Annotated in this window: 23 protein-coding genes; 7 read left to right on the top strand and 16 right to left on the bottom strand. The window is 69.4% G+C overall.

The annotated features are described in order from the left end of the window. The first annotated feature begins 297 nt into the window (after positions 1-297). A complete protein-coding gene (locus ACWEOI_RS32355; protein ID WP_452362047.1) occupies positions 298-927 on the top strand; it encodes a hypothetical protein in 630 nt (209 codons plus the stop codon). 14 nt (positions 928-941) lie between these two features. Here ACWEOI_RS32355 and ACWEOI_RS32360 read toward each other — a convergent pair whose 3' ends face one another. The 10 genes from ACWEOI_RS32360 to ACWEOI_RS32405 form a co-directional block, all read right to left on the bottom strand. Continuing rightward, entirely contained in the window at positions 942-1,256 is a 315-nt protein-coding gene (locus tag ACWEOI_RS32360; protein WP_433673141.1) for a transcriptional regulator, read from the bottom strand. Continuing rightward, positions 1,253-1,717 (bottom strand): hypothetical protein, encoded by a 465-nt coding sequence (locus ACWEOI_RS32365; protein ID WP_452362048.1) that lies wholly within the window; start codon positions 1,715-1,717, stop codon positions 1,253-1,255. Before ACWEOI_RS32365 ends, ACWEOI_RS32360 begins: the two co-directional genes overlap by 4 nt. A 68-nt stretch (positions 1,718-1,785) precedes the next feature. After that, positions 1,786-3,654, bottom strand: coding sequence for a Na+/H+ antiporter (locus ACWEOI_RS32370; protein ID WP_452362049.1), 1,869 nt, complete (start codon positions 3,652-3,654; stop codon positions 1,786-1,788). Between the two features lie 54 nt (positions 3,655-3,708). Continuing rightward, on the bottom strand, positions 3,709-3,984 hold the full coding sequence (locus tag ACWEOI_RS32375; protein WP_433673144.1) for a hypothetical protein: 276 nt from the start codon (positions 3,982-3,984) through the stop codon (positions 3,709-3,711). Between the two features lie 107 nt (positions 3,985-4,091). Further along, the gene (locus ACWEOI_RS32380; protein ID WP_452362050.1) at positions 4,092-4,700 is read right to left on the bottom strand and encodes a hypothetical protein; all 609 of its coding nucleotides are present in this window, start codon (positions 4,698-4,700) and stop codon (positions 4,092-4,094) included. 98 nt (positions 4,701-4,798) lie between these two features. Beyond that, entirely contained in the window at positions 4,799-6,133 is a 1,335-nt protein-coding gene (locus ACWEOI_RS32385; protein WP_433673146.1) for a pyridoxal-phosphate dependent enzyme, read from the bottom strand. Further along, positions 6,133-7,542: a decarboxylase gene (locus ACWEOI_RS32390; RefSeq protein ID WP_452362051.1), complete on the bottom strand. Its 1,410-nt coding sequence runs from the start codon at positions 7,540-7,542 to the stop codon at positions 6,133-6,135. Before ACWEOI_RS32390 ends, ACWEOI_RS32385 begins: the two co-directional genes overlap by 1 nt. 32 nt (positions 7,543-7,574) lie before the next feature. Further along, positions 7,575-8,837, bottom strand: coding sequence for a heavy-metal-associated domain-containing protein (locus ACWEOI_RS32395; protein WP_452362052.1), 1,263 nt, complete (start codon positions 8,835-8,837; stop codon positions 7,575-7,577). Next, a complete protein-coding gene (locus tag ACWEOI_RS32400; protein WP_452362053.1) occupies positions 8,834-10,114 on the bottom strand; it encodes an aminotransferase class V-fold PLP-dependent enzyme in 1,281 nt (426 codons plus the stop codon). The genes ACWEOI_RS32395 and ACWEOI_RS32400 overlap by 4 nt, the downstream gene beginning before the upstream one ends. A 114-nt stretch (positions 10,115-10,228) precedes the next feature. Next, complete coding sequence (locus tag ACWEOI_RS32405; RefSeq protein ID WP_452362054.1) at positions 10,229-10,762, bottom strand: DUF2599 domain-containing protein; 534 nt, start codon at positions 10,760-10,762, stop codon at positions 10,229-10,231. Positions 10,763-11,000: 238 nt separating this feature from the next. Here ACWEOI_RS32405 and ACWEOI_RS32410 point away from each other — a divergent pair, with 238 nt between their 5' ends. Both ACWEOI_RS32410 and ACWEOI_RS32415 read left to right on the top strand, forming a co-directional pair. Continuing rightward, the gene (locus ACWEOI_RS32410) at positions 11,001-11,465 is read left to right on the top strand and encodes a hypothetical protein (protein WP_357082114.1); all 465 of its coding nucleotides are present in this window, start codon (positions 11,001-11,003) and stop codon (positions 11,463-11,465) included. 27 nt (positions 11,466-11,492) lie between these two features. Then, complete coding sequence (locus ACWEOI_RS32415; protein ID WP_452362055.1) at positions 11,493-11,804, top strand: EthD family reductase; 312 nt, start codon at positions 11,493-11,495, stop codon at positions 11,802-11,804. Positions 11,805-11,864: 60 nt separating this feature from the next. On the opposite strand, the gene ACWEOI_RS32420 is transcribed toward ACWEOI_RS32415, so the two are convergent. Then, the gene (locus tag ACWEOI_RS32420) at positions 11,865-13,595 is read right to left on the bottom strand and encodes a GMC oxidoreductase (RefSeq protein WP_452362056.1); all 1,731 of its coding nucleotides are present in this window, start codon (positions 13,593-13,595) and stop codon (positions 11,865-11,867) included. 102 nt (positions 13,596-13,697) lie between these two features. Here ACWEOI_RS32420 and ACWEOI_RS32425 point away from each other — a divergent pair, with 102 nt between their 5' ends. Further along, a complete protein-coding gene (locus ACWEOI_RS32425; RefSeq protein WP_433673153.1) occupies positions 13,698-14,369 on the top strand; it encodes a MerR family transcriptional regulator in 672 nt (223 codons plus the stop codon). 17 nt (positions 14,370-14,386) lie between these two features. Here the strand turns inward: ACWEOI_RS32425 and ACWEOI_RS32430 are convergent, their stop codons facing one another. From ACWEOI_RS32430 to ACWEOI_RS32445, 4 genes are all read right to left on the bottom strand, one after another. Continuing rightward, positions 14,387-15,745 carry a family 1 glycosylhydrolase gene (locus ACWEOI_RS32430; RefSeq protein ID WP_452362057.1) on the bottom strand — a complete coding sequence of 453 codons (1,359 nt, stop codon included), beginning with the start codon at positions 15,743-15,745 and terminating at the stop codon, positions 14,387-14,389. A gap of 306 nt (positions 15,746-16,051) precedes the next feature. Beyond that, entirely contained in the window at positions 16,052-17,374 is a 1,323-nt protein-coding gene (locus tag ACWEOI_RS32435) for a family 1 glycosylhydrolase (RefSeq protein WP_452362058.1), read from the bottom strand. Between the two features lie 45 nt (positions 17,375-17,419). After that, complete coding sequence (locus tag ACWEOI_RS32440) at positions 17,420-18,049, bottom strand: class I SAM-dependent methyltransferase (protein ID WP_452362059.1); 630 nt, start codon at positions 18,047-18,049, stop codon at positions 17,420-17,422. Beyond that, positions 18,046-18,612 carry a hypothetical protein gene (locus ACWEOI_RS32445; protein WP_433673157.1) on the bottom strand — a complete coding sequence of 189 codons (567 nt, stop codon included), beginning with the start codon at positions 18,610-18,612 and terminating at the stop codon, positions 18,046-18,048. The genes ACWEOI_RS32440 and ACWEOI_RS32445 overlap by 4 nt, the downstream gene beginning before the upstream one ends. A gap of 154 nt (positions 18,613-18,766) precedes the next feature. Here ACWEOI_RS32445 and ACWEOI_RS32450 point away from each other — a divergent pair, with 154 nt between their 5' ends. The 3 genes from ACWEOI_RS32450 (at position 18,767) to ACWEOI_RS32460 (ending at position 20,864) form a co-directional block, all read left to right on the top strand. Continuing rightward, on the top strand, positions 18,767-19,480 hold the full coding sequence (locus ACWEOI_RS32450) for a hypothetical protein (RefSeq protein ID WP_452362060.1): 714 nt from the start codon (positions 18,767-18,769) through the stop codon (positions 19,478-19,480). 191 nt (positions 19,481-19,671) lie between these two features. Further along, complete coding sequence (locus tag ACWEOI_RS32455; protein ID WP_452362129.1) at positions 19,672-20,046, top strand: helix-turn-helix domain-containing protein; 375 nt, start codon at positions 19,672-19,674, stop codon at positions 20,044-20,046. A gap of 74 nt (positions 20,047-20,120) precedes the next feature. Further along, complete coding sequence (locus tag ACWEOI_RS32460) at positions 20,121-20,864, top strand: aquaporin (RefSeq protein WP_452362061.1); 744 nt, start codon at positions 20,121-20,123, stop codon at positions 20,862-20,864. On the opposite strand, the gene ACWEOI_RS32465 is transcribed toward ACWEOI_RS32460, so the two are convergent. Beyond that, on the bottom strand, positions 20,861-21,832 hold the full coding sequence (locus ACWEOI_RS32465) for an aldo/keto reductase (protein WP_452362062.1): 972 nt from the start codon (positions 21,830-21,832) through the stop codon (positions 20,861-20,863). The genes ACWEOI_RS32460 and ACWEOI_RS32465 overlap by 4 nt on opposite strands. Positions 21,833-21,954: the final 122 nt, after the last annotated feature.

Below are 21,954 nucleotides of genomic sequence, written 5' to 3' on the forward strand. Positions count from 1 at the left end.
CGACCCGCCCCCCACCTACACCTCCAAACATTCTATACCCCTCCCCCCCCCCACGACGCTCTTCCGAACTCCCGCCTCCCGCGCCCCCGCCGCGCCGCGGGCGCCGCCACCCCCGGCGCCGCCGGGCCGACCCCGATCCCGGCCCGGCGACGCCGTCTCATAAGCGCCGATTCCGCCACAAGGACGACGCGAATGCCGAGACGCTGCAATGATCGACCCAGTTCGGATTCAGTCGGGTAGGCATTGCGAATCAACCTGTGCCGGTGGACTGTTCGAGGAGCAGAAGGATCGTCCAGGATGACCGCAAGCCGGTATGCCAGTAACTCCGACGTAGCCGAGCCCATCGAGCCGTCGGGCTGGGGCCGACATCTGGGCGTCGGGGACGATATCGCGGACAGCCTCGGTTCCGGACAGCTCGGCGCGCTCATCTTCGCCCGAAAACTAGTGCGCTGCTGGTACATCGCCAACTTCCTGCTCGCATCGACCGTCGGCTCGGGCGTGGGCCTGTTCGCCTGGGAGTACGGCCAGCGGACCTACGGCGACTGCACCGGCACCGCCACCTGTTACCCGCGCTGGGAGTTGCTGGTGCTCGGCGTCGGCTCCGGATTGCTCGCCGCGGGAGCGATCTTCCTGGCCGCCTCATTGCCCTGCTTCTGGGTCGCCTACGCCATCCGGTGGTCGGCCCGCGCCATGGCCGACCGCAACGGCGGGCCCGAGCATCCTGAGGCCGAGCACTACGAACTCGCCGAGCATCACCAGTGGCGCGCGGCCGAGCAGCCGACACGCCGCCAGTCGCGGACCGAGGAACCGCCGCGCCGTCCGGCTCGCGCCGAGGAGCCCCAGCGCCGCCAGGCGCGCCCCGAACCGCCCCAGCAGCGCCGCCCCGCGCACGGCGAACAGGCCGCCCGCCGCCCGGCCCGCACCTGACCAACCGCGCCCGTCTACCCGAGCGGCTCGCCGGGCGCGGTCGCGCCCGCCACGATCTCGCGCAATGCCGCGATGTGCCCGTCGAAGGCGCTGCGCCCGGCGGCGGTCAAGCGGGCGCGCACCTTGCGGCGACTGCCCTCGAGGCGGCGCTCGGTACTGACGTACCCGGCCTCCTCGAGGGTCGCCAACTGCTTGGACAGTGCCGAATCCGACAGTCCCAGGCGCTCTTTGAGGAACGCGAACTCCGCCCAGTCGGCCGCCGCGAGCGTGGCCACCAGCGTCAGCCGCGTGCTCGGGTGGATCAGTTCGTCGAAACGGGCCTCGCTCACGCGCGCACCCACCGCCGCCCCGCCGCCAGCAACTCCGGCCCGCCGAAGCCGATGACCGCGGCCGCCAGCAGCGCCGACCAGATGCGCGGATGCCGCGCCCCATCGGCGTCGAGGGCGATCGCCGCGGCCACGGTCAGCGCGACCAGGCCCACCAGCATGCCGATCACGACCAGGGGCGTGCGCCGCCCGGCGACCTCCGCGCTGACCTGGACCCCGCCGGTGCGGCGGCGGCCGTCGAGCAGTCGCGACGCCACCGTCGCGTGCCCGGCCCCGAACACCAAGGTCGCGACCGCCACCAGCCAGTCCGGGCCCAGATCGCCCAGGACTCCCAAAGCCAGCCAGCCGCAGGCCATTCCCCACCAATAACCGCGGGGCAATCCGACCTCGGCGGCGATTTTCCGGCGTGCCTGCCCGGCCGCGTCGAGTGCCGAACGCGCCTGCTCCGGAGTGATGCCGTCCATGATGACTCCTCACTTTCCTACTTGGAAAGTAAGACTCCACTTTCCCGGTGGGAAAGTCAAGGGGTGGGTCAGCCCAGCAGCTCGTCCAGATAGCACCAGCGCCACGATTCACCCGGCTCCACACTGCGGATCACCGGATGCCCGGTGTTGTCGAAATGCTTGGTCGCGTGATTGCCCGGCGAGGAGTCGCAGCACGCCACATGCCCGCACTCCAGGCACATCCGCAGGTGCACCCACACCAGACCCTCGTCGAGGCATTCCCCGCAGGCGTCCGGGGTATCGGGCACCCGCACGCACGGCGCCTCCCGCAAGTGCTCGCACGCGCCCGGCGGCATCGGCGCCCGCAAAACCAGCCCGTCGTCGTCCTCGGCCTCGGCGACCCGGTCGATGGTGGACTCCTCGATGTCGAGGGCGGCCATCACCGCCTGCAACACCTCCTGATCGACCTGCCCCGCATCGCGGATCCGCAGCACCGTCTCCCGCTCGGCCGCCAGCATCGCCAGCCGCAGCCGCCGATACTCGCCGCTGGGGGTCACCCGCTGGGATTCGGAGCGCCCCAACAGCTCCCACGCCGACTGCGCCCGCACCACCACCCGGTTGCGCAGAGAGTCCACCACATCCGGCGGCGTCTCGGGCGCGATGTTCTCCTCGAGCGCCTTCAACCCCGCCGTCGTCGCCTGCTGCAGCAGATTCGCCTCCTGCAACAGGTCCTCGGCCCGGCTGGGTCCGCGCAGGCGCAGCATCCGCACCAGCCACGGCAGTGAGAGTCCTTGCAACAGCAGCGTTCCGCCCACCACCACGACCGCCAGCAGCCGCAGCGTGTCCAGTTCCGGGGTGTCGGCGGGCAGCAGCAGCGCCGCCGCCAACGTCACCACGCCGCGCATGCCGGCCCACGCCACCACCGCCGGTCCGGTCCACTCCGGCTTGGGTTTCCCCCGCCGCCGCCCCTCGACCTGCCAGGCCGCGTACGTCGCCGGGAACACCCACACCGGCCGCACCACGATCACCGTCACCAGCACCGCCGCGCACGTCCACAGCAGCGTCGAATGCGGCAGGTCGCTGTGCCAGGCGGCCTCCACGATGTGGCGCACCTGCAATCCGATCAGCAGGAACACCGCGGACTCCAGAATGAACGCGATGGTCCGCCAATTGGTGTGCTCGGCGATGCGGGAAGCCGCGCTCTGCCAGTGCGGCGCACCGTGACCCAGGATCAGACCGCAGGTCACCACCGCGATCACGCCCGAGGCGTGCACCGACTCCGCGGGCAGATACGCGATCCACGGCGCCAGCAGCGACACGCTCGTGTCCAGCACCGGATCGGTGATCCGGCGGCGCAGGAACGCCAAGATCATCGCCGCGGCCACCCCGATCAGCGCGCCGCCGCCGGCCGCGCCGATGAAACTCGCGCCTGCCTGCCACAGCGTCACACTGCCCGCCATGGCCGCGACCGCGGTCCGCAGGGTCACCAGCGCGGTCGCGTCGTTGAACAGCGACTCGCCCTCGAGCAGGGTCACGATCCGGCGCGGCATCCCCACCCGCCGCGCCACCGCGGTCGCCGCGACCGCGTCCGGCGGGGCCACGATCGCGCCGATCGCCACCGCCGCGGAGAACGGCACCGGCAGCAGCCAATACACCACCGCGCCCACCGCGAACGCGGTGAACAACACCAACCCCACCGACAGCAGCGTGATCGAGGTCTTCTTCGGCCGGAAATCCACCAGCGAAGTGCGGATCGCCGTCGTGTACAGCAGCGGCGGCAGCAACCCCAGCAACACCAGTTCGGGCTCGATGTCGAACTCGGGCACGAACGGCAGATACGACGCGATTACCCCGGCCACGGTGAGCACGAACGGCTCACCCAACCCCAGCCGGCGCGCACCGGCCGCCAGTGCGACCGCGACCGACACCAGCACCACGAGTCCGAACGCCCACTCCACGTGATCATCGTGCCAGTCGTGGTGTCCGATTCCGGCAGCGGCACCGCGGAAGGGTCAGTCGGCGTGGCCCGAGCGTGACCGGGTGATCGCGAAGACCCCGATGCGCGCGGCCAGCGCCACCACCCACAGCACCACGCCGACCATATTGAGCATCGGACCGGCGCCGGTGTAGGAGCCGACCAGGATGGAGACGACACCCGCCGAGAAACACAGCACGGTGGCGGCATGACAGACGGTGAGGGTGATGCGCAGGTCGGTTTCCGGACCCGCGGCGCGCTCGATACTGATGGTGAAACTCCTGGCAACACTGTTGAATTCGACCCCAGGCACCATAGCGCCCCGAAGCCGGAAGTGCAGAGTCCAGCAGCTCACCGTTCCCGCCGGGTTCGCGGGCGGCGCCCGGTGGCGGTGGTGCTCAACGGAATTCGCGTGTCGGATCAGGGCGTCTGTTTGACGCAGATCCAGGTCTCGCCGTCCTTGCGGGCCTCCACCTTCGGCGATTGGTATTGCCAAATGCACGCGATCTGCATGTCGATCGGTGCTTGGCACACCCAGGTGGTCTTGTCGATGACGGCCGGTCGCACCTCGTTGCTCGTCGGGTACGTCGCCTTGCAGTAGCCGGGCATATCCCGGATGCCGCCCTTGGCCGCCTGTTCGGCGGTGAAGCACATGCCGCTGTAGGGGTCGTTCATCGAGAAGGACATGTGCAGACCGGTCTGCTTGTACTGCCAGTCGCACGCCTTGCCCAAATCGATGACCGCCTCACACGACTGGCCGTCGACCTGGCCGTACCCGTAGGAGACGCAGTACTGCGCGAGATCCAGCCCGCCGATCGAGGTGGACGCGGGCACGCTCGGCGCGGTCGAGGACTGGGTGCGATCACCGACGACATTGACGATCAACGGCGTGACGATCACCGCGGCGGCCACCGCCACCACGATCACCGCCAGCGCCCACGCCGGTACGCGCTTCAGCAGCGGTGCGAGCACCCGATTGGAGAACGGGGTCCACAGTGGGGAGAAGAACTGCGAGAACTGTTCGAGCACGAGCGCCCCTCGTTCCGTGCATATGCGGCAGCACAGCAATCGTATCGCCCGGGCTGTGTCGCCACAGCCGAAATTACTGGGGCTCCGCCACATTGGCGTCAACTGTGCCGAGGCGCGGATTCCATCGGTTTGCCCGCGTCACGCCAGGCCGTGATGCCGCCCGCCAGACTGTGCGCGTCGTACCCGGCCCGGCGGGCCAGCGCCGCGAACCGCAACGACACCTCGCCGACCGGGCAGACGAAGACCACCGGCCGCGACCGCGAGAACGGAACACCCTGGACGAGCATGTCGTCGAGCTGATCGTCGCGGATGTTCAACGCGCCCGGCACATGGGCGATCCGATAGGCCATCGCGCCACGGGTGTCGACGATGGTCGGGCGGGCAGTGCGATCGAGCTGCTCGAGCTCGTCGGGAGACAGCACCGGGGTGGCGGCGAGTTCGGCCGCGTCCGGTGCCGGGGCGCGCCCGGGCTTGCCGAACAGTTCCGGGCGGCGCTTGCGGATGTAGGACAGGTACGGCTCGAGCCGATCGCACACGATGATCACGGCGACCATCGGATCCGCCTGCGCCGAGGGCGGTTCCACCGAAGCCAGGAACTCCAGCGCCGCGGCATAGGTCGCCCCGCTCGTCGGCCCGGCGAGCACCCCGTGGCCGGTGGCCAGGCTCAGCGTGGCGTCGACCGCGCGCCCGGCCTCCACCGCCATGACGCGGTCGTAGAAGTCGGGCTGGAACAGGCCGACATCCCACATCTCGGTCTCCGAGCGGATACCGGGAATGAAGTCGCCGCGTTCGGAGACCACCGCGACGGTCTTCAACTCCGGATTGTGTTTGCGCAGAAAGGTCGCCGTGCCGCGGGTGGACCCGGTGGTGCCGAGCCCGCCGATCAGATAGTCGACGCGGGTGATGCCGTCGCGCGCCAGGTCCTCGTGGATCTCGCGCCCGGTTCCGTGATGGTGGGCCTCGATGTTCTTCTCGCTCGTGTACTGCGAGGGGTGGTACCAGGCGCCGGGTGCGCGGGCCATGGTCGATTCGATGACCGAGTACACGTCGTTGGGGGCTGTCGGATCAGGACATTCCGACAAACCCGGCAATTCTTCGATATCGGTCCCCAACAGCTGCAACAGGTCTCGCACCTCGGCGACCTTGATCCGATTGGTGACCGCCCGTAAACCGATCCCGTGCAAGGCCGCCAGCACCCGCAACGCCTTGGCGGTATTGCCGCTCGACGCCTCGATCAACGTCCGCTTCCCGGCGATGATCTCGTCGAGGTCGTCGCGGATCATGCCCCACGCCACCCGATCCTTCACCGACCCGAACGGGTTGTAGAACTCGAGCTTCGCGTAGAGCTCCACCCGCGCGAGCCCGTGCACGGCCGGATCCAGCCGCAGCAGCGGGGTATTGCCGATCAGCTCGGTGATGTGGTCGTAGCGCATCAGTGCACCTCGTGCCAATCAACGTCGCGGCACACCCGGAACTTCCCGGATTCGCGCGACACCGCCACCTTCGGCGGCACCGGATGCATCGAGGCCCGCGCGGCCGACAGATCCATGTGGTAGGCGGCGGTATTGGGGAACACCACGAAATCCCCCGATTGTGGATACCGCGGTAGCCACACTTTGTGATTGGTGATCAGGTCCCTTTCCAGGCACAGCCGCCCCGCCAGAAACACGCCCGCCGCACCGGGATTCGGGTCGCCGGGGACGGAATCCGGCCGGTCAGAGCCTGTTCGGGCGGGGATGAGGATCGGGTCGACCATCACCTCCTGATCGGCCGGGGTGACGGTGTCGCGGCTCAGATCCAGATTGACCAGGGTCGACCCGTCGGCGGTCCGCTTCACGAATTCCACCCGCGCCACGGTGATTCCGGCGTGGTCGACCAGGGCCTTGCCCGGCTCCAGCCAGATGTCGAGGAGGTTCTCCCCAGCCACCTGTGCAAAACTGCGGCCGCCCTGCGATTCCAGGCCCGTATCCAGGAGATCGGCGAGCATGCGGTCGGCATCCACAATGTTGGCGTATTTGTGAAAAACTGGTGTCCCGTGCACCGCGCCGTCCTCGACGTGGAAGCCGAAAGTGTTGGCGCCCCAGGCCATCTGCGCGCCACGACCCACCAGCGATTCGCGCAGCGCGTGCACGTATGCATCGAATGCGCCCGCGTCGGCGGTGAACACCTGCCGGAAGCCGCCCCCGATATTCAGCACCGTCGGCGTCAATCCGTACCCGTAGGCCCGCTCGGTCAACTCCAGGCAGCTCTCCACCGCCCGGACCCGTTCGGCCGGTTCGCCCGAATCCAGGTGAAAGGCGAACCCGCGGAACTCGATCCGATCCCGCCGGGTCGACAACATCCGCAGGAGCTGGTCGCTCTCGGTCAACGGCACCCCGAACCGGCTCACCGGCGTCCCCGGGAATCCGCACATTCGCACCAAAACCGGCACGGGGATATCCGACAGTGCCGCAATGCGTTCCAGCTCCCACAGATTATCGACATTGATGGTCACCCCGGTGCCGACCAGTGCGCGCAACAGCCCCTCACCCTTGGGACCGGTGACTTCGATGCGATCGGGCTCGAATCCCGCCTTCAACGCCCCCAGCAGCTCCGCCTCCGAGGCCACATCGATGCCGATACCCGCGGCATGCGCGGTCGCCACGAACGCGCACGACTGATTCACCTTGTGCGCGTAGCAGATCCGGAAACCCGTGGTCCGCGCCGCCAGCACCGTCCGCAAGCGGTCCAGGTTCTGCGCGAACACCTGCGGAAACACCAGGTGCGCCGGTGATCCGAACTCGGCGACCACGTCCTGGACCACGCCCGGCGTGGCCAGGAATTCCGACACCAGCGCATGCATCTTCGCCGGCAACCCCGGCGGCGCCGCAGCCGTCATACGGCGGTTTCGCTGGTCGCGGGCGCGGGCGTGACCAGAGTCGGGTTGTAGCCGCTGTCGCGCAGCGCCTCGAAGGCGCGATGCCGGTTGCGGGGACTGCGGAACTCCGCGACCACCCGCTTGCTGACCAGATCGATGTCGCCGACCCCGATGCCCATCGCGTCCAGCACCCCGCCGATGGTGCGCACGCAGTGCTTGCACGTCATGTCCGGGACATAGAACACCTGGTCCTCGGCGGCCAGTTCACGGGTCTCCGACCCGGTTTCGGCCGCCACCTGGGCCACCGTGATCCCGTCCACGATATGGGTGAACACCTCGGTGAACCGGTCGACGACCAGCGGCAGAATGCTGTAGTGCGCGCCGTCGAGCTGATGCGGCATGGCGGCCAGACACGCCGGGCGGGTGCCCGGCGGCAGCAGCGCGTACTGGCGCGAGATCAGATCCAGCTCGTCGTGATACTTGGCGATCGCCTCGGCGACGCTCAATCCCTCGACTTGGGTGGCGCGGCGCATGACCCGGTGCGCGTCCTCGATGGTCATGTCCTTCATGGCGCGCAGCGTCGCCACCGTCTCCGCCGAATACCGCACGGTCCCATCGGGTTGGGTGGTCAGGGTGACCGCGATCATGCCGCGCCGGTAGCTCGAGGCCTGTAACTCCCAGAACCAGCGCGTCGCCACGGCGGCGTAGATGCCCGAATCGCGCATGCCCACCGCGAACTCGGCGGGGGTGCGATAGGGCGTCTCGCGCGCCAGCAGCGCGTGCTGAGCCAGCGCCCGTCCCGCCGCCTCGATGCCCACTCGGAAGATCTCGTGTGGTTCGTGATCGGTGGTGGTGCCGTCGAGCACCGCCTGTTCGCGCGGGCCGAGCTTGGTCACGCGCTTGGCCAGTGCGGGATCGGCGTCGAGGGCGTGCCACAGTGTCAGCACCGTCTCGCGCATGGCGATCGGCACGACCGGGCCCAGCCCGCCGGTGCGGAAATGCCCGGTATTGGGGATGCCGTCGCTGTCGGTCCAGGTGATGCGGTGGGTCGCGCTGGTCACCTGGTCGGCGCGGCACGGGCGCATGAACCGTTCCAGATACAGCCGCTGCGACAGCGTCAGATGCGAGCCGGACTCCGAAGCCAGCGGCGTGCAGGTGTATTCGACGCGGCGCGGGGGCGGCGGTACCGGGGCCGCGCCCAGTCCGGGCCGGGCCAGTCCGGCCAGCACCCGGGAGGCGGCGCGGCGTTCGTAGCGGGGTTCGGGGCCTGACTTGGTCACGAGACCTCCTCGGCAATCGTGGCGACACACTCGGTGAACCGGTCGATCTCGTCGACGGTGGTGTAGACGTGCGTGCTCACCCGCACCGAATCCTCGTCGGCCGCCGCACCGCCGGTGGGGACGCAGTGGGCGCCGGTGCGGACCAGGAAGCCCAGCTCGCTGAGCACGAACCCCAGGTCGGTGGCGCTGATCCCGGCGACGGTGAAAGACACGATCCCGTACCCGGTTTCGCACGGCGCGTACGCCGGGCCGGGCGTGAACTCGACGCCGGTGATCGGGCGAAGGCTCGCGATCAAGCGCTGCGTGAGTGCCCGATTGTGGGCGGTGATCGTGTCGAGGCCCAGTTCGCCCAGCACCTCGAGGGCCGCGCCGAGGGCGAGGATCCCGGGCAGGTTGTGGGTGCCGCCCTCCAGCAGCTGCGGCATCGCCCCACCCACCAGGCCCGAATCATCCAGTGACACTCCCGAATTGCCACCGGGTAGAAACGGCAGCAGTTCACTGTGTCGGCGGCGGTGGCAATAGAGCACGCCCGTCCCCGGTGCTCCGAACATCTTGTGCGCGGCGAACACCGCGAAATCGGCGTTCAGCTCCGCCATGTTCACCGGCAGATGCCCGCCGGACTGGCTGCAATCGAAACACAGCGCGATCCGCGGATCGATGCGCCCGCGCAACTCCTCCAGGGTGGAAAGCCCGCCGAACACGTGGTGCAGATGTGCCACGGTGATCAACCGCGTGCGCGGGGTGATCCGCGCCGCCACGTCCTCGACATCGGCCTCGCCCAGCGCGTTCACCCGGTAGGGCACCAGCTCGACACGCCGCCCGAACCGGGCCAGCAGGCCGCGCAGATGCTGCCACGGATACACATTGGAGGCGTGATCGCGTGGGCTGTAGAGGATCTCGTCGCCGTCACGCAGATTCGCCAGCCCCCACGACAGCGCCACCGCGTTCAGCCCGGCCGTGGCGCCGCCGGTGAACACCACCTCATCCGGTGCGGCCCCGATGAATTCGGCCATCGCCGCGCGCACGGCGGCCACCTCGGCGGTCAGCGCCCCGGCCCACGGATAGGTGCCGCGTCCGGCATTGGCGGTGCGTTCGCGGTGATAGCGGTGCACCGCCTCGATCACCGGCCGTGGTTTCTGGGTGGTGGAGGCGGAATCGAGGTAGACCTCGGCGGCCTCGGTCAGCGCCGGGAACAGCGCGCGCACGCTGGGGTACGCCGGTCCCCGGGCGGCAGCGGGCGGCGTGGGCGTAGAGGTCTCGGGTGCCGAGGCGCGCACCATTGCCCTCCCTCCCAGGAATGAGCGCTGGACGTCACCAACGATACGCACATTTGGCGATCGGCTGGAAGGTTCTGGCGGGCAACCGGTTTCGTTACCGCATCGAACAACCGCTCAGCGTTCGGGACCGCCGGGGTTGCACAGCGCCGACACCGTCGCGTCGTACCCGACCGCGGGCCGCCACGGCTCGATGTTCCAGCTGGTCTTGTCCGGCGCGACCGCGCGCGCCCACTCCCAGTGGCATCGGAACTGGTCGTACATGCCGGGGGAGTCCGCGTCGGGAGCCAGCGCCAGCACCTCGCCCCAGGCGCGCTCCCCGGCCGTCGGGAACAGATCGATGCGTCCGGCGCGGGTCGGGAAGATCTTCAAACGGCGGCCGTCGATCTCGTCGGTCCACTCGGTGTGATCGATGAGCGCCTGATCGGCCATCGGGTCCACCGTCGGCGTCACCGAGCTCGAGATGGCCGCGGCGCTCGTCGCCGCCGCCGTGGGCACCGGTTGCACGGGTGCGACGGTCGCCGCGACCGGCCCCAGCGAACTGACCACCACCGGCGCCGAGTCCTCGGCCGCGCCGCAACCGGTCAGTACCAGTGCCAGCGCGAGCACGGGTGGGCCACCCGCGAGTTTCCAGCGCCGCCGCATGGGCATACGCCCCTTTCGTTCGATTCGTCCGGCCCGGATCCGAAACTACCAGCGATAATCGCGCACACTCGGAACACGCAGGGCAGACCCGCACTTCGGTGCTCCGGTTTTGCCCGCGCTGGTGTATTGGCCCAGACAGCCCCTACGATGTCACGCGCGGGGCGGTTCGTGAAAGAGGGGACCGTCCGGCACCCTTGGTACCGGATGGTTGCTGACTGGTAGGGGAACGATGAATGCCGCGAACGTGAAACTGCTTGTGTGGGAGTGCGACAACACCCTCTGGGATGGGGTGGTGTGCGACTCCACCGCCGGAGCGCTGCGCGCCGAGGCCGCGCGCTCACTGCGCATCCTCAACGAGCGCGGGGTCATGCACGCGGTCGCCTCCCGCGGTGAATGGGCCTGGACGGTCGAGCAACTGCGCCGCCATGGTGTCGCCGACCGCTTCGCCGCCGTCGAGGTCGGCTGGGGCCGCAAGTCCGCCGCCATCGCCCGTATCGCCGAAACCCTCGGTGTGGGCCTGGGCCAGGTCGGCTACATCGACGCCGAACCCCTCGAACGCAGCGAGGTCGCCCACGCCCTGCCCCAGGTCCGCTGCTACGCCGCGCGTCACGTCGACGTCCTCGCCGCGCTCCAGGAATTCCGCGCCCCGATCGGCGACGTCCCGCCTCCGACCTCCCCGATGGGCATCTCCCACATCCACGCCCACTGAGCCGAATCGCCCCGTAGCCTCGGTGCGATGTACCGACTCTCGATCCTCTACGGACATCCGCAGGATCCGACAGCATTCGACGAGTACTACTGGAATACCCACATCCCGATCGCTCGGGAGATGACCGGCCTGAAGAAGTGGACCATCGGCCACGGTGAGAGCGCCGACCCCAGCCAGCCTTCGCCCTACTACCTCGTCGTGGGCCTCTACGCCGATTCGCGCGCCGAGCTCGAGGCGGTCCTCGCCAGCCCGCAGGGGCAGGCGGCGGTCGCCGATGTGCCCAACTTCGCCACCGGCGGTGTCACTTTCGTCTACAGCCACGAGCGAGACCTGCTCTGATGACGACATGGGTAGGGCCCCGGCCGTCGATCGGCCGGGGCCCTACCCATGTGCGGGATGTCAGGCGGGCGTGGATTCGGACCTGCCGCCACGGATTTCGACGATCGGCAGCACCAGGGCCGCGGGGGCCGAGGCGGGGACCATCGGCTGCAACGGTGCAACGGGTGCAATCCGGGCGTAGCCCGCGGACTGGTCCGGGCGGGTGTCGACCTGACCCTTGTTGGGCCACATGGCCGCGGCGCGCTCGGCCTGGGCAGTGATGGTCAGCGACGGATTCACACCCAGGTTGGCCGAGACCGCGGCGCCGTCGACGACCGAGAGCGTCGGATAGCCGTAGACGCGGTGGTAGGCGTCGATGACGCCGTGGTCGGCGTCCGCGCCGATGGCCGCGCCGCCCAGGAAGTGGGCGGTCAGCGGAATGTTGAAGACCTCGCCCCAGGTGCCGCCCGCGACACCGCCGATGGTGTCGGCGACCTTGCGGGTGACCTCGTTGCCGGCCGGGATCCAGGTCGGATTCGGTTCGCCGTGGCCCTGTTTGGAGGTGAGCTTGCGTCCGAACAGCCCGCGCTTGGTGTAGGTGGTGATGGAGTTGTCCAGATGCTGCATGACCAGCGAGATGATGGTGCGCTCACTCCAGTTCTTCACCGATATGAACTGCAGCAGCATCAGCGGGTGCCGCAGCACGATGCCCAGGAAGCGCAGCCAGCGCGGGATGCTGCCGCCGCCGTCGACCATGAGCGTCTGCAGCAGGCCCATCGAGTTGGAGCCCTTGCCGTAGCGGACCGGCTCGATGTGGGTGTCGGGGGTCGGGTGGATGGAGGAGGTGATGGCCACACCGCGGGTGAAGTCGACGTCCGGGTTCACCTTGCGGGTGGCCGCGCCCAGGATGGACTCGGAGTTGGTGCGGGTCAGCACGCCCAGCCGCGACGACAGCTGCGGCAGGACGCCCTTGTCGCGCATGGCGAACAACAGCTGCTGGGTGCCGCGGGTGCCGGCGGCCAGCACCACGTGCTTGGCGGTGTAGGTCTTGGGCTGCTTGCGGAACCAGGCGCCGGTGCGTTCGGTCTCCACGTCCCAGGTGCCGTCGGGCAGCGGGCGCACGGTGGTGACCGTGGTCATCGGGAACACCTGCGCGCCACCCTTTTCCGCCAGGTACAGGTAGTTCTTGACCAGGGTGTTCTTGGCGTTGTGGCGGCAGCCGGTCATGCACTCGCCGCATTCGATGCAGCCGGTGCGCTCGGGGCCCGCGCCGCCGAAGTACGGGTCGGGCACGGTCTTGCCCGCCTCGCCGAAGAACACCCCGACGGGGGTCTGCACGAAGGTGTCGCCCACGCCCATGTCCTCGGCGACCTGCTTGAACACCTCGTCCGCGGGAGTCATGTGCGGATTGGTGACGACACCGAGCATCTTGCGGGCCTGCTCGTAATAGGGCATCAGCTCGTCGTGCCAGTCGGTGATCTCGCGCCACTGCGGGTCGGCGAAGAACGGGGCCGGGGGCACGTAGAGGGTGTTGGCGTAGTTGAGGGAGCCGCCGCCCACGCCCGCGCCAGCCAGGATCAGCACATCGCGCAGCGGGTGGATGCGCTGGATGCCGAAGCAGCCCAGCTTCGGGGCCCACAGGAACTTGCGCAGGTCCCAGCTGGTGTCAGGGAGCTGGTCGTCGGCGAAGCGCTGACCGGCCTCGAGCACGCCGACCGAATAGCCCTTCTCGGTGAGGCGCAGTGCGCTGACACTGCCGCCGAAACCGGACCCGACGATGAGCACGTCGAAATCGGTGTCGCGTTGGGTCATGAGAACTCCCTTGTCGTCGTCGACAGTGTGGCGGCGGTTACGCTAATGCGGACAGTTGTGGCTGTCAACGTTGGGCCGGGTTGCGGTATCTATGCTGTTCGCGTGGACCGATACAGCCGCCTGCAACTCGCCGAACTCAGCGGTGTCGCCGCCCGCACCATCCGCTACTACCACTCGGTCGGCGTGCTGCCCAAGCCCGGTCGCGCGGGCAAGGAAGCGGTCTACGGTCCCGACCACCTGGAACGACTGCGGGCCATCACGGCCATGCAGGCGCGCGGGTTGCGCCTGGACGCGATCCGCGAGGTGTTCGAGGCCGAGGTCCCCGGTGACGGCGACTGGCGGGAGGTCTTCGATCCGCGCTACAGCGGCGACCTCGACACCGGCACGGTCCTCGACGACGACGCCCTGACCGAGTTGCTCGGTGATCGCCGCCCCGAGATCCTCGACGACCTGCTGTCCGAGGGCTACCTCGAACCGCTCGGCGCCCGCTGGCGGGTGCCCGAACCGGCCATGCTCACCGGCGCGCTGATCCTCTACGACGTGGGCACCGACATCGCGTTGTCGGGCGTGCTGCGCAAGCTGATCCGCACCCACATCGCCACCCTGGCCGACGAGATGATCCGGGTGGTCCGCGAGGCGTCGGGCCGGGAGTACACCGGCGAGGGCATCGATCTGGATCTTGATCGCTTCCGGGACCGGTTCCTCGCCGCGGCCCGCGAGGTCGGCGGCGCCACCCTGGCCGAGGAGGTCGAACGCGCGGTCCGCCGGCGCTGAACCGCGCCGCGCCCGCATCAGGGCGCGGGGACCGCGGTGGGGACGGTGACGGGGTTCTCGCAGCTGGCCGGGGGATCGACCAGCTTGCAGTCGGAGGGGAAGCGCACCGGTTCGTAGCCCGAGGGCACCCCGCCGGCGGTGATGATCTGCCGGTAGGTGTCGACCGCGTCGGTGGGTTTGCGGGTCAGGCTCGGATCGGTCTGCACGTCCACGGTGTAGAGGCCGAAACGCGGTGCGAACGAACCCCACTCGTAGTTGTCGGTGAGGCTCCAGTAGTTGTAGCCGATCAGGTTCATGCCGTCGGCCTTGGCGCGCTGCAGCCAGTACACGGTGTCGCGCAGATGATCGGAGCGGGTGTAGCCGTCGGCGCGGGGCTTGCCGTTGTCGGTCGGCATGCCGTTCTCCACCACCCACAGCGGCTTGCCGGGGAACATCTTCGAATAGTGCTGCAGCGCATAGTAGATGCCCTCGGGGCGGATGGGCAGGTCCCACATCCCGGCGGGCGGTGCGACCGACCCGTCGGGCATATTGACCGTATTGGCCTTGGGCGGCTCGTAGCCGAAGTAGTAGTCCACGCCGATGAAGTCGAGCTTGTCGCCGATGCGTTCCATGAGCGGCCCGTTGACCTGCGCCTCGGCCCCGGCCACGTACCCGACATTGCTGGTGACCAGCGCCTTGGGCTGCACCTGGTGGATGTAGTCGTAGATCTCGTTGTGCACCCGGGCGACCCGGTCGAGCATCTGGTCGGCGTCGGTGTCGTTCTGGCGCACCTCGTGCATGATGTAGGCGACCGGCTCGTTCACCGTCACCCACACCGGATTGCGGGCGGTGTAGCGGTCGACCACCTTGCGGGCATTGGCCAGCCAGTCGCCGACCATGGCGTCGTTGTTCCAGCCGCCGCGTTCGGCGGCCCAGCCCGGGTACACCCAATGGTCCAGCGTCAGCATGGGTTCCATGCCGTTGGCCACGATGTCGTCGATGACGCGGTCGTAGAAGGCGAAGCCCTCCTCGTCCCAGACCCCGGGTTCGGGCTGCAGGCGCGCCCATTCGATGCCGATGCGGAACACCTTCGAGCCCAAGCCCGCCGCCAGCGCGATGTCGGTCTGGTAGCGGGAGCGGAAGTCGATGGAGTTGCGGTAGCGGTCCCAGTCGGGATTGGCGTCGATGTAGTTCATCCAGTTGCTGTCGGGGGCGTGCCCTTCGGACTGGAAGCCGGACGCGGCCACGCCCCACAGGAAGTCCGGGCCCAATCCGCCGTGGGTGCCCGGGGTCGCGGGCGGCAGCGCGGGAGTCGCGTGGGCGGAGGTGGCCACCGGCAGCAGCGTCGCGGCGGCGGCGAGCCCAGCTAGAACTAGTCGGTGCAGGCGACGGCGCATCGGGGCTCCTTCTCCGGGACGCCTGGTCGGAATGTCCCATTCGGAGCGTAGCTGTCGATTAGCTGAATTCCGGGGCAGTGAGGGGCGTGTCGCGGGGGCCGGTGCGCGCGGCTGACCCGCCGATCAGCGCCGGATTTCCGGTCCGGAAAACTGGCGCGCGGCCCTCACCTGCTGCGATAACGGTCCCGTTGATGATCTCGGTGTCGAGCCGCACCCACGCCGCCTACCGTTCGTGATGTACCGGCCTGTGGCCCAAGCGGTTCCAGGAGGGGGAGTCACAGTCCGGTGCAACCACCCGGCGACGCTCTAGCGCGGCAGCGTCACCGGGTCGGCACAGCTGGCGAGGGCATCGACCAGCGAGCAGCCCGCGGGCGGCCGGGTCGGCAGGTAGTCGCTCGGCACACCGGCGTCGTGGGTGATGGCGCGATAGGCGTCCACGGCGTCGGTGGGCCTGCGGGTCAGGGCCGGATCGGTGCGCACGTCCACGGTGTAGAGGCCGAAACGCGGTGCGTAGGAGCCCCACTCGTAGTTGTCGGTGAGACTCCAGTAGTTGTAGCCCATCACGTTCATGCCGTCGGCCCGGGCGCGCTGCAGCCAGTAGATGGTGTCGCGCAGGTCGTCGGCACGGGTGTAGCCGTCCGCGCGGGGTTGACCGTTGTCGGTGGGCATGCCGTTCTCGACGATGTAGAGCGGCTTACCGGGGAACCGCTGCGCGAAGTGCCGCAAGGTGTAGTAGATGCCGTCGGCCTGCAACGGCAGTTTCCACAGCTCCGAGGACGCGAACGCGCTGAACTGGCCGGCGGTGTCGGGGGACAGGCCGTAGTAGTAGTCGATGCCCACGAAATCCAGCTTGGCCGCGATGGCGTCGAGCATGCCGCCGTTGACCAGCGGATCCGCGGCGGGCACGTAGGCCACATTGCTGGTCACCATCGCACCGGGCTGCCGGGCGTGGATGCGGTCGTAGATGCTGTTGTGCGCCTGGGCCAGTCGCGCCTGCATGGTCAGCGCCTCGGCGGCGGGCAGCCCGCCGTTGCGGACCTCGTTCATGATGTAGGCGAACGGCTCGTTGATCGTCACCCAGATCGGGTCCGCGCTCGCGTACCGGTCGACCACCATCCGCATGTTCGTCAGCCAGTCCTCGACCATGCCCGGATTGCCCCAGCCGCCGCGATCGGCTTCCCACCCCGGATACACCCAGTGGTCCAGGGTGATCATCGGCCGCATCCCCGCCGCCCGGACCGCGGCGATGACCTTGTCGTAGAACGCGAATCCGTCGGCGTCCCACTCGTCCGGCCGCGGCTGCACCCGCGCCCACTCGACGCCGAGCCGGTAGGTGTCCACACCCAGATCCCTGGCCAGCACGATATCGGAGGCGTAGCGGTTGTAGAAGTCGACGCTGTCGCCGTAGGGGTCGTAGTCGGGATGGGTGACCACGTAGCGCCGCCAATTGCTGTCGGGCGCATGCCCTTCGCTCTGGAATCCGGACGCGGCCACGCCCCAGTGGAAGTCCGCGCCCAGGCTCGGCAGCTCCGCCGGAGCGGGGGCCGCGGTGGCCGGGGTCGCCGCGGCCAGCAAGGCGGTGGCGACCGCCAGGACCGCGAGGGCGTGACGTCGGGTGTGCACGGGCATGGCACTCCTCATCCGGCGAACAGTGGATCGGTCAGGCGACCAGCATTATTGCGCGACCCGCGCTCGAACCATGCGGGGTTCGACCGAAAAGTCCTGTCCGGCCGCGACATCGAGATAGCGAGAGGCTAGCGTGTCGGCGCTCAGGTCCTCCTGTACCACCCACCCCGTGTCGCGCACCGCACGGGCGACGCTGGTGACGCCCGTGGGAGGCACCTCGAGCACGAGCTCCGCGCCGCCTTGGCAACTAGCTAGCAACCGCAACACCGTCCTGGTCGCCCCGGGACAAGTGGGGCCGCCCCCGAGGTCGGTTGCGGTACCGCCCGGGTCGTCGAGCCGGATGGCGAACACCGGGTCCCCGGGCTCGAATCCGGGTGCGAATCGGACGAATTCCGCGAGTTGCTTCGGCGTGGCTCGGCCGCCGGACTCGGAATCCCCTGGTGGCGGCACGATTCCGCCATCATGCTCGGTGACCCGGATGACTCGCACGTCACGGTACGGATTGTGCGCGATGAAAGTGTCCAGGGCAGTGCCGAAAACGAGGACCTGACGGGTCCCCGCCGATACCGCGTCGGCGAGCCGGTCCTCGGCATAGCGCTGCCGGGCCGCCGCGAGCAGTCGGCGGTTCCGACCATCGGATGGGTGCGCGACCTCGTGGCCCGCGGCGGCGGCTCTCATGCGCCCGGCTCGTCGTCGCGCGGCTCGGGCCCCGGAGCATTACCCGGACCGTGCGGACCGGGGCCGCGATGACCGTGCGGTCCATGGTGCCCGGGTCCGGCGAACGGACGTCCCGGCGCGGGCGGCATGCCGGGACCCTGGGGCCATTCGGGCATGCCTGGCATGGAAGGCATTTGAGGCATGGAGGGCAGGGGCGGAATGCCCGGCATGGGCGGAATGGTGGGAACCGGCGGAATCGGCGGCGTGGAGTGCAGCGGCGGAATCGGGATCCCGGCGCCGGCCCCGCCGAAGCGTTGAAACGCGGCTTGACGTGAGGTGCCGAAGATCTCGCCGATCTCGGCCCAGGTCCGCCCTTCGTCGCGGGCCTGGCGCACCAGCGACCGCAGCACATCGTCGACGACCCCGTCGAGACTGCGCGCGGCCCGCAGCGCGGCCATCACCGAGGGCGGCGGAACGCCCTGGCCAGGGCGTAATACCTCGACCACGACATCGGCATTGGTGGACAACAGCTTTGCCAGGATCGCGCGCTCGTCGGCGGGATCCCGGTGCGGAGAATCACTCATATGTAAATGCTGCCTTGACGCGAATTCCGCTGTCAAGGAACGATTTACACACCCCCGCTTACTGAGCATTAGCTGAAAGAAATGCGGTTTGTTTGCCGTCCCTATAACGTGTTCGTCAGCGATCTGGAGGTGCAGGGCGGAGGACACCTGAAACATGACCGATCCAGAGAGATCCGCGGCCGAATACGAGCTAATCGAGCTGGTTCGGAAGGCCGGATTCGAGGGACCGGCCTGGAAGCCGTTGGCGGACAGTCTGGTTCGCCACGCATTGGCCGTCCTGGGGCCGTGGGTACGCAGCGGCTGGATTTTCGCTGTCGCCGAACGCGAGGGAATGCCCTTGCGTCCGACCGCGCAGGAGCGGCTGCTGGTGGAGACCCGCTTCGCCGAGGACTTCGTGCGCGAGACCATCACCCGCGCCCTCGAACGCTTCCGCCGCGCCGCCCGGGACGGTGACGGCTGGGACGCCGACAGCGGACAGAGTCTGGGCGGCTACTTCCTCGGCGCGTGCGTGCGCGCCTTCGCCGAGCACTTCCGCCGCAGCCGCCGCGGCGGCGATCTCTACCGGTACCAGCCCGCGTCGACGGTGGCGGTGGTGAGCGCGGACGGCCCCGAGCTGTCCGAGGTCCTGGCCGCCGCCGAGGACGTCGCCGGATCCGTCGTCTCCCGCCTGGCGTTCCGCAGCCGCCTGGAGGGCCTGAGCGACCGCGACCGCGCGCTCGCGTGGGGCAAGGCGATGGGCTTGAGCGCCCGCGAGATCGCGCAGCTCTTCGCGTTCCCGTCGGTCCCGGCCGTCGAAGTGCGCTGGGCCGGACTACGCAGTGACCATGATTGGATGACCGGCCTCGACGGCCAGGAGGTGGCCGAATGAGCCCCGATCACACCCCCGACCCCGTGCTGCGCATCGCAGACCTGCTCGAACGCTCCTCCCTCAATGACCCCGCCCTGCACCGTCTCTACGCCCGCATCCCGCATCGCACCCCGACCCGGCGCAGCACACCCGAACCGATCCCATCGGCCGTCACCGGATTCGCGGCCCGGATCAACGAGCTCTTCGACGCCATGCCCGCCCCCGGCGGACGCCCGCACACCAACTCCGCGGTCGCCGCCCAGCTCACCGCCTGGGGCCACCCCATCTCCAAGCCGTACCTGAGCCAGCTGCGCTCGGGCGCGCGCACCAACCCCTCCCGCGAGACCATCGCCGCCCTGGCCCGCTACTTCCGCGTCCGCCCCGACCATTTCGCGACCGCCGCCCACCCCGTTCCGCGCGGCCACGACCTGGACCTGCTCGCCCGCCTGCAGTTCCCCGGCCTGCGTGGACTCACCATCGCCGCCGTCGATCTGAGCGAGGAGTCCCAGCACCTGCTCATCACCATGGCCGAACGGCTACGCCTCACCGAGGGCCTGCCGGAGGTGGGCGCGGGCGGCCTCGAATAGCCCGGCGGCGGTATATACGAAATATCTTGTGCTGAGCCCGGCTTCGGAAAGCCCTGGTCTGGCACTGTGACCGGGTGCCGACCCCCGAACCGCCCGTCCTCGCCGCCTACCGCGCCGTCCCCGACGCGGGTCCGCTGCCGCTCGGGCGTCGAGCGGTGGCCGAGTTCTCCGGCACCGCCGCCCTCGCCACCGTCGTGATCGGTTCGGGCATCGCGGCCGACGAGCTCTCACCCGGCGACCTCGGGCTGCGACTGCTCGAGAACTCGACCGCCAGCGCGCTGGGGCTGGCCGTGCTCATCCTGATCTTCGGCCCGATCTCGGGCGCGCACCTCAATCCGGTGGTGTCGCTGGCGGATTGGCTGGGCGGTCGCCGCGACCGCCGGGGGCTGTCCACGCGGGCGTTCGGCGTCTACGTCGCCGCCCAATTCTCCGGTGCGATCGTCGGTGCGCTGCTGGCCAACACCATGTTCGACCGGTCTCCGCTGCAACTCGCGACCCAGCAGCGCGTCACCGGCGGCCACCTGCTCGGCGAAATCCTCGCAGCCGCCGGACTGGTCGCGATCGGCTTCGCGGCCGCCCGGCTCGGACGCGGAGCGAGCGCCGCCGCCGTGGCCGCCTACCTCGGCTCGGCCATCTGGTTCACCAGTTCGGGATCGTTCGCGAATCCCGCGCTCACCCTGGGGCGCATGCTGTCGGATTCGTTCACCGGCATCGCCCCGTCCTCGGTGCCCGCGTTCACCGCGGCCCAGATCCTCGGCGGCCTGGCCGGTTCCAGCCTGATCACCCTGCTGTACCGCCCGGCCGTCCGCGGCGTCTAGGCTCCGCGCGTGGTCGAGGGGACCGCGAACGAGGTGCGGTCGCCGGACCATCCGTCGGCCGGCACCAGCTTCTCGAGCACGGCGAGCTCCTCGGCCCCGAGCTCGACCGCGGCCGCCGCGGCGTTCTCCAGAATCCGCGCCGCCCGGCGGCTGCCCGGGATCGGCATCACATCGGGTCCCTGCGCCAGCAGCCACGCCAGCGCCAGCTGGCCCGCCGAAATGCCCAGCCGCGCGGCCATCTCGCGCAACGCTGCCACCTGCGCGAGATTCTCGTCGAGGTGTTCGCCCTGGAAGCGGGGGTCGTGACGGCGGAAATCGGCGTCGGCGGCCGTGCCGGCATCGAGTGTGGCGGTGAGCAGGCCGCGACCCAGCGGGCTGTAGGGCACCAGCCCCACCCCGAGTTCCCGCGCCACCGGAACGATGTCGCGCTCGGGCTCGCGCCACAGCATCGACCATTCGAACTGCACCGCCGCGATCGGCGCGACGGCGACCGCCGCCCGCAGCTGCTCGGGCGTAGCCTCCGAGATGCCCAGGTGCCGCACCTTCCCGGCATTCACCAATTCGGCCATCGCCCCCACGGTTTCGGCGACCGGCACCTGCGGATCGACCCGGTGCAGGTAGTACACGTCGATGACCTCGCGCCCGAGCCGCGCGAGCGACGCCTCGCAATACCCCCGCACGTTCTCCGGTTTGCCGTCGAGCCCGACCCCCGCGTCGGTGCGCACGATCCCGAACTTCGTCGCCACCAGCGCGTCGGTCCCGGCCAGCGCCTGCCCGACCAGCCGCTCGTTGTGCCCGAGCCCGTAGCTCATCGCCGTATCGAACACTGTGATGCCCGCCTCGTACGCCGCCCGGATGGCCGCGGTCGACTCGGCGTCGTCGGCCGCGCCGTACCCCTGGGAGAAGCCCATGCATCCCAGACCGATCGCCGACACCGTCACGCCGTCCCCGAGCCGCTGCATTCGCATGCCGTCATGCTCGCAGCTCCGTGCGAGCCCCGCCAATCAGCGGATCGATGAAAGGTCTTGGCCGCCCGCTGGAACGCGTCCGCCGAGGTGAAGCGGGGGAATAGCTGAGCCGGGTGGGCTCG

It is taken from the genome of Nocardia sp. NPDC004340 (genome assembly GCF_053602575.1).